Origin of the sequence: Endozoicomonas sp. ONNA1 (assembly GCF_024606325.1) — a bacterium.
Taxonomy (GTDB): Bacteria; Pseudomonadota; Gammaproteobacteria; order Pseudomonadales; family Endozoicomonadaceae; genus Endozoicomonas_A.
Window position 1 is genome coordinate 1 of the sequence record NZ_JAHHPN010000528.1, and the last position, 11,154, is coordinate 11,154.

Annotated in this window: 1 protein-coding gene; it reads right to left on the reverse strand. The window is 50.0% G+C overall.

Annotated features, from left to right (window positions below; translation table 11 throughout):
- On the reverse strand, positions 1 to 11,154 hold an 11,154-nt coding region (locus KDK19_RS12105; RefSeq protein WP_257292061.1), incomplete at both ends, for a TcdA/TcdB catalytic glycosyltransferase domain-containing protein.

Sequence of the window (11,154 nt, forward strand, 5' to 3'; positions counted from 1 at the left end):
CTTGAGGGACGTTTTCAGAAAAGTGTACCCACCACTTCCGATAGCCTGCCGCAGAACCAGGCCCGCCTGAAAATCCGGCAGATTCCTGTGCGTCTTCACCAGTGCCGAGGCAAAACTGTCTACAGATATCAGGGGGTTCAGAAGATGGTAGTTCCGAATCCGTTGAAAAGCCTCTGTCAGCCCGTCCTGATCATGCCGGGCTGACAACCGGTAGAGAATCCCGGCGAAATCATCGACCGACCCGGAAGCAAACTGCCAGTCGTGATCGCTCGTGCCGATGCCATCGATAAACTGTCTGAACAGGTGGGCTTTCTGGTCTGGAAAAGCGGCCAGCGCCAGTCCTGTGGTCAGGCCATAGCGACGACCCGTGGTGGTTGCTGACAACCCCCAGATTGTCCGCAAGTCCTTTTGAGCCTGACCGAGAGCCGCCACATCGGGATGGTTTATCAGGGCCATGCCGAACAACTTGCCTATAGCGATAGACCTGCGGTTATCAAAAGTCTTGTCTTTTATGCCCACTGTCAGAGTCGGTGGATCGCCGTCCAGACGACTCTGGTACAGGTACTGTTGGGGCTCAAGGATAATGGTAATTTCCCCGAACAGACGACCCAGAGACAATCCGAACTCAGCAAGTCTGTCACCCGAGCCAAGAATCGGTATAACAAAACCTTCGCCACCAGAAACTTTGTTACCAGAAAGCAAGTCCACCAGATGATAGAGCCCGGCGGGCAGGTTGTAGCGTGCCAACTGTTGCCAGACGGCCACAAGCAGGGGATGGCTGTGAGTGGTTCTCGCAGGAGGTTGGTGATCCCAGCTGGTCATCCCTTGGAGGTTAACATCCACGGGCACTATTTTTTGCAACTGTGCCAGGGTGTCCCAGGCTAATCCTGACTGCCCGCCTGTTATTGTCCTGAGACGGGCAGTCAGCAGCAACTGGCCCAGAATGTCCTGTCCTGCTGTGCCCTGCTCTGTCTGGTGATAGCTGACGAAGGAGTGGATGACATGCTCCAGCTTTGCCGGATCCAGTTGACCTAGTCGGCTGATGATGGAGTGCTTCACCCAGTCCCTGTATTGCGCGGTTTCGTTTTCAGAGGCAATGAGGAATTGGGCCCTGATAAAAAAGATCTTGTCAACGTCCGGATCTGCACCGAGTAAACCCGGGTTCTGAACGGACTTTATTAGTGCAGTCGTGAAAAGGTCGGGAGGCTCAAAACCCATCCTGCTGAGAGCAGGCCAGGGCTCCCGAACCTCCAGAACGCCGAGGTAACGGACTTCATTCTCTTCATTGAAATAAGAAGTGATACCCCGACTTGAGGCTGGATTTATGGCATCTTTGTAACCCAGTTTCGATGCTTTGTTTTTGCCTTGCGGTAATTCGAAAAAATCTCCGGCATCAATTAAGGGAACAGTCATCTGCCCATGTTCGATACGGTAATCCAACAGGTCGATAAACAGCAATTTTAATCTGGCTTCCAGTTTTTGTTCGGGAACCTTCCACTCTCTGCCCAACCCTTCAGCCCTGGATCCCATTGTGGCCAGCTCACTGACCGTTTGCTGCATCAACGAACTAAAAGCTTGCCAGCTGTAATCCCGGATGGCCGACTTGAGTTGTGTGGCATCCAAATCAGAGATGACCGTCATTAAAAAATCGCCGGTACCCAGCCTCAGTAATCCTTCAAGTTGAGTAATGGGTGTGTTTGCAGTCCCGATCTTACCCCTATAAAATTTGTCGGTTGAACTGTCTAATGCCTGCTTGTACAAATGAATGGTAAGCATGGATTTCAGTAAGTCAGAATTCAGATTCAGTGTTTCTGAAATGAGAGAGGCTTTATACTGGCTCAACTGAAAAACGTCCCTTAATATGTCACTTTTTCTCGGAGCTATAAGACAGGGAATATAAGATGTTATATCCCAAAGCATGCTAAGTTCGACGCCAATGTTAACCTGAACATGAGGAGGTAACGACCCGACCCCTATCGCCTCAGGCAGCAATGAAACTTTAGTGTTTTTAAAATCATTAAAGCTGGTTAAACGGAAATCTTTTAATTGATCATTGGGGTCATTGCCAAGTAGCTCGTCATTATAAGCCTGAACTAAATCGCTAACGGTAGAACCACCCTCAGGTATTTTTGCTAAAGCAGAGGCCATCGTATTGGTCGCACGAAATAACGCCGAGGATTCACTGAGATAAACCGAGAGAGCTAAGGGGCCGGTAATGACTTCAATGATAGAGCGAAGTTTATTTGAATCAGTAGACACGAGCATATTAGTATAAATTCGGCTAATACGCTCACCAGGAGGAAATTTAGTATACGCCAGTTCTACTCTCGATTCAGCATCGACATCTGTGACATCATACTCTATTTCAAGACCGATCCGTCCTTTATGAGTGTCTACAGGGATATCCGAAGTTTCTATATTTTTTTGTAGTTCCTCAACACCAAATTCATGCAGAATTCTTTTTCGAATGCTTTGTGAATCGCTGCTGACCCCTTTCAACAGATTGGATGCAACCACATAACGAACTATCAGGTTTGATAAAGTGTGATGTTGTTCAACCAGCATTTTGCCTTCGGTGACATACTGGCCCGGATCCATTTTCAGGACACAACCGGCATTATTGATCAGAACCGGTTCCGGCGTTTCTGTAGCGGCTGAACCGGGAGGAATAATGACCAGTAATAGCCGGACAGAGTCGGGTATTTTGATCTGATCGAAGCCTGTACCGGCAGAACCATCAATAACACCCTGATTCACCAGAGTCTGGAGGTTGCCAAAGACCTGGCTCCGTTTTTTCGCCAGGGTGTTGGAAAAACCCCTGAAATCAGAGGTAGTTCTGAGCCATCGAAGGGTTTTGATAATCTTATTTTGTACTGAAAACAAGTAATCTGAAGGAGCATTCTTTTCCAGAGCATGTTTGATCAACCGGGCAGGGAACAAGATCGCGATCTTTGACTGTGAGCCCTGACCGCCATAGGAAACCGGTGTCACTTCAATGATAATTCCGGGACTGTTCTCCTTTATTCCTTTGCTATAGACGTCCATGTAATGAGAAGGGATTGTGCCCGTGTACGGAGTTTTGTCTGGCGGGTTTTCCATATTACCCAGATCTAATAATAATCTGCCCCTGTTTTTGGCGGGTAAACGAGAGTTGGTTAGTCGTTTTTTCAATGTCCGGTAATCCGATGCCTTCAACTGCAGCGCAGACAGCAGTTCCGAATCCCGCATCTGTTTCCAGAAATCTGTGTGTACCTGAACCAGAGCCTCTACAAAAGTATCAACAAAGGTCATCGGCTCTACTGCAAGGTGGCGAAAAACGTTTCTGACCGAACGGGCGAGATTCTTTTCCCGAAACAATACCTCCAGTGCATGCTGGAAATCATCTACATCGCCCCGGGCAAACTGAAGATCGCGATCATCACTGTCAAGGATCAGTGTCTGGTAAAGCTGATCTCTTGTTTCCGGTAACTGCCGCAGTGTCAGACTCTTGTCAAAACTGTATTCACCATCAGGATCATCACGGTAATCCGTTTGCCATATCTCCATGGCCCTGACGATATCGCGTGGGGCTGCATAATCTGACCGCAGTTGCAGGAACAGCGCCATCCCGTAGGATTGGGCTATCACCCGGGCCAGGCGGGTATCAGACGAATCTGGTCGTACATCTGACAGTCCAACCTGGATGATGACAGGCCTCTCTAATTCCCATTGCAAGACATTCACCTGACTGTCCGCGATCAAACGGTTGTGCTCCAGCCGAAGATCAAGAACCGGACTTTTTTTCTTAATACCAGTCTCTATCTCCCATTTGCGCCAGGCCATAAGGCTATCGATGAGTTCATTAGGTCTGTCGAAATAACGAATCACAGCCTCAAGCTTTTCAGGCATTCCGCCCAGTTGCACCAGCTCACGCAACTGAGAGCGATAGGCACGATCCTCAATGGTTGAGAAAAAAAATGGCGAACGAGCGCCCAGGGTGATTCGCGAGCGAGAATGGATATCCTGTCCGAAGGGCAGCAAAGGGTCCAGGGAAACCCGGCGTTCAAAGCTTTCCGGAGGCGGGAGCACGACGACCATGGTATTGCTATCGGGGAGCCGGGAGGATAATTCTGCGATCAGGAGCTTCTCCTGCATATCGGGTGTGCGACCGCTCTCCAGGGCCATCACTGCGCGGCTCACCAGGCGAAACAACAGTTTTCGCATCAGGCTTGGAGCAATCTCATACTGCGTGTCGACGCTATTAATTTCAGTGGCCAGTGTGACCAGATCAACCTGCGTCAGTCGGTTAATTTTTTCAATGAGCCACTGTTCTGGCAGGTAGTACTTTGAGTGGTGGGAATAGGCTGACTGAATGGTATTAATCAGCGTCCGGGCCGTATCCTCCGTCAGCGGACCTGAGGACTGAAGCATAAACAGGATATTGCGCAGATTATCCGGAAAAGCTGCGCTATTAGTCTCTGGCACGTCCACCAGAACATAAGTTGCGCCCGAAGGATCGGTGACAACAGGCAGGTATTGGTTGTTGTCTCCAGCAAAAGCCTCGCTATTAGCCAGGGACATGGGATCAGTAAAGCTGACAGTGTTATAGGGGGGATGCTTCAGCCTTTTGTCAATCCCGAGCGAAAGGCTTTTTTGAAACGACTTTCTCTGTTCATTCCTTTTCAAGGTGTTCAGTTTCGGTGCTTTTTGATCTGCTTTGTCCCCCAGAAAGTGACCCAATAACTCGTTCAGGGACTTGATATACCGCTGACCCAGGTTGGAAAAGTCATTTCGTTTATGGGCATAGAGCGCAGAAAGGTCATCTTTTCCTAATACAGAAACCATCAGGTCAGGGCTGGAAACCCTGAACGGGTTTATATCATTGCCACCGGGTGCCACAATCTCCTGCAAAGACCCTAGCAGCTGGCGAGTAAACAGCGCTGTTATCCCATCAGATGGTGGTTTTGTGACTTGCCAGGCCAGATCATACCCCGCCTGCTGAGCCCGGAAAAAATTCTCTTGCGCAAAGCGATTGCCGTAGGCCAGCAGGCCAACCCCCGAAAATGGGTCCCCGATTGACTCTGCACGGACAAAGGCGCTCATATGAAGCGCTCTTGGTGCCCCGGCCTGTGCAGAAGGCAGTTCGGCATTGGCCACCGGCAACGGCATCAACCGGTAAGGAGAAAAGTCATCACTGGTGAGTTGTTGCAACCGACGGTTGTATTGCTCAATCAGTTCGGAGAGTGGCTGTCTGCCACCGTTTTCGATAAACGTACTCACCAGTAAACGTCTGGCCTGTTCGAAAGAACGGTCATCGTCGGGACCCAAGCGCACATAATCCCTGCCGCGGGGTAAAGCGGGCAAGTCCCGGAGTTTTGTCACCAGCCCTTCTTCAACAGGGACCTGACGTGCCATCAACTGCCCCCGTTCGTCCTTTTCAAGCACCAGCTTGACGCGAGGGTCTGACTGTGACCACAGGACATTGCCGTTGGCGGGCAGGGTGCCCGTCCACTTGCGCCCCAATACATCCACCGCCACCAGGGCATTACGGATCGTGATGCGTTTTGTCCGGATTTCAGCGAACAGTTTTCTGGCGAAATCTTCTACGGGGTAATGCTCTCCGCTGGCATCAGCGCCACAACCCACGACACTGACAGTGTGGACAAAGCGGCCGGCGGTGACGTGCTTGAGCACCTCGGCCAGTTGACCGACGGTCTTTCCGCCCAGGAGAAACGAGTTGGAACCGGCCTCTTCTCCCTGAACTTTACTGCCGTGACCCACAACAATAATACGGGTGTCGTCTTTAAGAAAATCAGCTTGCAATGCCTCCAGTTTAATGTCGAGACTTGTCTCCGTATCAATCAGGGTTCCATCAGGCTTTAGTCGTATAAGTCGGCTAAAATCGGGCTGGTATTTTTTCTTCAGATATAGGCTGGCTTTGGCTTCATTCTCGCTGTTACCCAGCTGGATAATAATCTGGTTTTTATAACGGCTGTCATGCTCAGCGGTCAGGGCATAACGCACGGTTTTATCAGCTTCAGGCACCCAGCTTCTGGTGCTTTCATCAGTATCTTCACTGACTAAATCAATCTTTGCTAATGGATTAACCTGCATGAAAAATTGTCTTAATTCACGATGACGCAAATCCTTTCTTGCAAAAAAATCAGACAAATAACGACCGGAGACTGTAAGAAACGGCTGCACTCCGGATATAAAAACCGTCGATCTGGATTGATTCAGTATTCCATCTTGCCGATAATTTAAAACGGCGTAGGTGACTTCTCGATAATCGTCGAATTGATTGGCGATTGATTCTGCCATTTTATGTATATCAGTATCAGATTTTTTCAATGAGCTATCATTGTTGAAACGTTCAATTAATTGATGTCGTCGTATAATATATTGCTTAACTGCCTTGAGAGCTTCAGTATCTTGTGGTGCGATAATAAGATTGTTGTTGCAATGGGTTGATCCCAAATAGGTTAAATAAAATTCCACTGAACCAGGAATAACCCTGAGCGATTCTGGAAAAACGAAAAGCGGCTTGTCGTTGTGATTAGCGATGGCTTCTTTAATAGCCTTAATAAAAACAGGGTGCTCTTCTTTTATTTCGTTAAATATTTTCTCTATTTCTGGATCAGGTGTTCTGTTAGAAAACAGTTGTTCCGGCCCTGGCTCAGCAAAATACTCCATAATCATATGGTTAATTAACTGGTCCGGTTTGACTTTAAATGAAGTTTCTTGCGGAATGTTAATGTGTTTAAACAATTCGTCATTATGAGAAGGCAATGTATCGACATCCAGGTAGACACCCCCCTCATTTTTAATCAGCAGTTCTATCCTTACCAAATCAGAGGCTGCGGCTAAAATCCCCCTCAGCCCAAGTTCTTTCACGTACCACTGTTTCGGGCTGGCTTCATCGTCTGGCTGCCAGAGTGTATTGATATCTGCCAGCCTGAATTTTTCGGATTCAGGGTTGCCCTGAAGCCTGGCTATCTCATTGGTGAACTCCGTGAATTGCTTCAGGCTTTCTTCCTGTATTGTCTCTAATTCGCTTTGATCCACAGCCAAATGCTTGACTAAAAATGCCTTTGCCATGTCGTCGAAGGTTTTGCCCTCAGCGATGCCTTTTTTTATGGTGCTATAGGCCAGATCCTGCAGCTGATTAACACGTTCCACAAATTCATCACTGGCATTTTCTGCTGTCAGGAATGATTCGGGTATTTTTTCAGCGGCAACAGCCTTATGTATTTCCCGGGCAAGCACGGGTGCCAGAAACGACTGCGGGTCGTACCAAAGCGTTAATGGCCAGGAATTCGTCTTAGCCCAGACCTTGAGATAGTCCTTAACACCTTCGTTGAGACGACCAATCCAGATAAAGTGAAGATTTTTGGGTACTTCGGCCAGTGCATCCAGCAGGTACTGGTTTATGGTCGCGGCAAGGTGGGAGACGGCAGCGCCCCCGGCAAGAATTTTGGGCAGGTTTTCCTGCATCCGATAGACAAGGCCGTATTTTTTAAGGGCGGACCCCTCCTGGCGAAGTCGATCAAATTCTGCGATTTTTTCCTCTAGCGATTCTAAATCATCCGAACTGAGAGCACCCAGATGCGACTTAAGGCTTAACCTGAACATCTCCGGGGTCGGTATTGCATTATCGGGATTAACCGGCCCCAGCAGCCCGCTGTTCTGTGACAACACAGAAGGCATTTGTCGTAGTCCAGCGTCAGCTTCAACATACGGGGCTTCAGGCAAGCGTTCGACCGTGACTTTACCATCACTGGTGCGAAATGCTTTCAGCCTGTCAGGCCTGTCGTCCAGTGACCAGGTGACCAGACCCGTGTCTGCAAGCAGGCCAACCCACAGACGCCCCCAGATGTCGACCCTCAAAAGACCGTCACGGGCAGTTACTGTGCGGGTTCTTGTCGCTTTCAGGGTGTCTTTCAGGTATTGGCTGACAAGCCCGTTGTGATCAATGGCTGAGCCAATCAGGTTAACGGTTTTAACCGGGGTATCGCCGATCAATTCATTGATTTTTGTTGACAGGTCTGACGCGGTTTGTCCGCCCAGGGTAAACTCCCCGTTCCCGGACTGACCCAGTCCAACGACATGAATTCGGCTATCACCGTCCAGAAATCCGCGAATGTCGGCATGATTAACCCTTGCGCCAGTCTCACCATCTGACCAATAACCGCTCTCCATAACCAGCCAGCGGATTGAGTTATAACTATCTCCCGTTGGTTGGCGGTTTTTATATTTGCGAAACAGGTAACGGCTGGCCTTGCTGATCGGGTTATCGTCGCCAGACGCCATCTGGATAACCAGTTGTTGACTGTATTGGCCAGGCTTTTGCGGATCTGTGTTGAAATAGCGTGTGATCGTGTTTTCCTGGTCCCGGGCAGCTGCCGCTTTGCTGGAAAGGGTAAAGCGTTCCCCGGCAGAAAATCGAAGAGCATCCAGCAAAGCGTCGTAGCCTTGCCGACTCATTGCAGTATTGCTTTGCTTCAGGGCGAGATCACCATTCAGGATTTGATGCCCTTCCACAAACTCTGACACCCCTCCGAATCGATAATAAACCAATTCCGTATAACTGAGATCATGACTGACTAAAAACGTTTTTTTATGATTGGCAGCGTTCAAATTTTTCAGTTCGGACAACCCAAATTGATCAATCATTTCATATTGCGATGTAAGGGTGTTTATAGCCAACTCCATGGCTCGGTTGCCGACCGGTGTGCTGCCCAATGTAGCCGCAAAAAATAAACCTGGATGGTTTTTCGATGGCAGGTAGATCTCACCGGGAATGACCTTGATTTTTCCCAGGGGCTCAAACCGTTGCGAGGGAGCAGCACTGGCCAAACGCTGCTCGATATCGCTCTTTAACCGGGGGTATTGTTTACCCAGCCAGGCGAGATCGTCTGAAACCTTTTGTTTAATGGCAGCATCCTGGTCATCAGCACGGAACTCTTTGCCAAGCCCCTGGATGACCAGCTGTGTCTGTACCGCCTTTACCCTGCTCAAATCGGTTTCGCTGACGCCGGAATAATCAATACCCTTGAAAAGATCCTTATTCAATGCAGGCGAAAGCGACGTATCAGAATAAGCACCACCGAGAGTGCCCATCACCCTCATTTTCACCAGTGCGCTGGCTGCGGGCTGATGACCGCGCAAGCCCAGCTCCCTGAAGTAGTATTTGCTGGCCTTCTGGCCCTCTTCCCCGTAGGCACTGGTCCAGACTTCATTAATATCTTTGAGGGAAAACTTTGCCCTCGGATAAGAAGCCTTTATCTGCTCTGTAAATTGCCGGTAGGATTCCAGCATTTGGGCTTTTTTATCGTCAAGGTCCGTCGTATCGTTGAGGTGCTCTACCAGAAAGTCTTTTACCGCCTGATCAAACGGCTGGCCCTGTGCCATTTTTGACTCTATGGCTTGCCAGGCCTCATCTTGTAGCCTCATCAGCTCTTTCAGTAAATCCGATTCAAAATCAGATGGATTACCGGGGTCGGATCGACGGGTCAATTGAGTTGTCACTGACCGTTTAAGAGCTTCCGCAAGCTCACTGGCGAGCATTGCATTCGGGTCATACCAGAGGTTTATTTGTAAACCGGACTCTGCATTGGCCAAAATCCATGACCGTATACGCTTCAGCTCCTCATCGGTTGGGTTAACGCTGACAAAATGTAGTCTTGCAGGAACTGACTTCATGCTGCGTTCAAGCCAGCTCTTGATGTCTGCAGCCAGTTTCGTAAATTTTTCGCCGGTTGCCTGCGGGTGTTTGTCGATCAGGGTGGTGAGTTTGTCGTAGAGCCCCAAGACCAAAGGAAAGGTTAACGGAGCATTGGCACTGCGAATGCCATCAACTTTTTTAAAAGCCGCGACCAGGATTCTAAAACGTTGACTCAAGCCTTCGTTCGCGGCGAGTTGATAGCGTAATAACGGCACAAATTCTTTTTGGAATGTCCTGGAGCCGGGAATCAGTGAGTCGATTAATGTCGGGTCTGGGCTTTCAGCAGGATCAGGGTCAGGATCGGCACGGCGAACCCTGTGTCTTGCCGCCGGTTTGGGCATTTCGGGATACCTGCGCAGTGAGGGCGGCTGAAAACGGTCATCCGTTGGCATTCTGCCAATGGAATTCAGTTGCAGACGATAGGTGCCATTGCCGTCAGGCTCTGCCGTCAGTTCCAGGTGACGTCCCAGGGCACCATACCCGGTCACCGCCAGGCGCACGGATGTGTTGTTGTCTGTCACTGTCGTTTGATTAAACCTGACCTGTATGGGCAGGGTTTCTTTGACCATTACCTGACGGGGGTCTACTACGGGTAACGGTTTGCTGTCCTGTCCCGGATAATGCTTTGGCAAGCCAAGGTCGGTACGAATCCGGTTTTTAGCCGCATCGGCATCTTCTTCTGGTGCCATTCCAAGCGCCAGCCGCAATGCCTCCCCTAGCTGGTAAAAGAACGAAAGATGGCCTGACAGCCATCCGGAACCGTAGGGGGTGTCTCCCCAGCCCGGATCAAAATCAATGAGCGTGAAGGTGCCGTTATTGAGGGGCTGGTTAACGGTGGCAACGTCTGTCCGGTTACCCGGAGCCTGGTCATGGGTGGTGTCATTTTTCAAACCATGCCGGGTGGGCAGATAAGTCATTGGGCCGGACTCACCGCCGGGGAACGCGCCATCGTGACCGGGAATGATCAGGCTGACATAGTCTCCGGGGATCGTCCTGTTACGCTCGTCAGGGGGCAGTTGCAGCAAGCGAAGGTTGTGAAGATCGCCAAGGGTGTCGGGCCTTATCGGGGTCGTTGCGTTGCCCAACTGTCTCCGCAATTCGTCCGTATTGTTCACCCGGCGTCTGAACAGATCGCTGGCGTCCACCAGTTGGCGCAGATCACTGGCGATAGTTTGGTCAGTGGCATCGGCCAGGTAGTCCGGCGTCAGGTAAACCCCTATCCGGTCATTCAGGGCTGTGAGGGTAAAGAACCGGCCCCGGACACTGCTGGTGGTGTTGCCAGGAAGCGATGCCTGTTCCGTTTCGGTCAGGCCATCGTATTCACCCTGTTGTGCTTTATCATTTTTTTTGAGTCGTCCAAGGTTTTCCAGGGCTGGATTGTCAGGGTTTTTAGCGGTCAGCCAGTCCAGGCTGTCATCAAGAGCCCTGCGGAAAAACCATTGTTCACTGCG